This window comes from Clostridioides sp. ZZV15-6597, from assembly GCF_020657815.1.
Lineage (GTDB): Bacteria > Bacillota > Clostridia > Peptostreptococcales > Peptostreptococcaceae > Clostridioides.
In genome coordinates, this window is the sequence record NZ_JAGWCT010000270.1 from 1 (window position 1) to 410 (window position 410).

At 35.1% G+C, this 410-nt stretch carries 1 protein-coding gene; it reads left to right on the forward strand.

The features are described 5' to 3' along the window. On the forward strand, nucleotides 1-285 hold a 285-nt coding region (locus tag KGF52_RS21190; protein ID WP_227841540.1), incomplete at its 5' end, for a transposase. Nucleotides 286-410 lie beyond the last annotated feature (125 nt).

Sequence of the window (410 nt, forward strand, 5' to 3'; positions counted from 1 at the left end):
TTGAAGGTAAAGAATATGGTGAAAAATCATAAGTTAGCGAAAGCTATAAGCGAAGCAAGTTGGTCGGAGTTCAGAAGAATGTTAGAATATAAAGCTAATTGGTATGGTAGAGAAATAATAGTAGCAGATAAGAATTTCGCATCTAGTCAATTATGTTCTAAATGTGGATATAAAAATCCATTAGTGAAGAACTTAGGACTAAGAGAATGGGAATGTCCAGAGTGTGGAGCATTCCACGATAGAGATATCAATGCAAGTATCAATCTACTAAACTTAGCCATATAAATGGTAATCATAAGGGTTAGGAACTAGCCTAATAGCTTGGAGATACTGATAACAATAGTTATCTTGACCAAGAAGCCACCACTTCAAACATTACCGTAGGTAGTTAAGTGGATGGTAGTTCACAT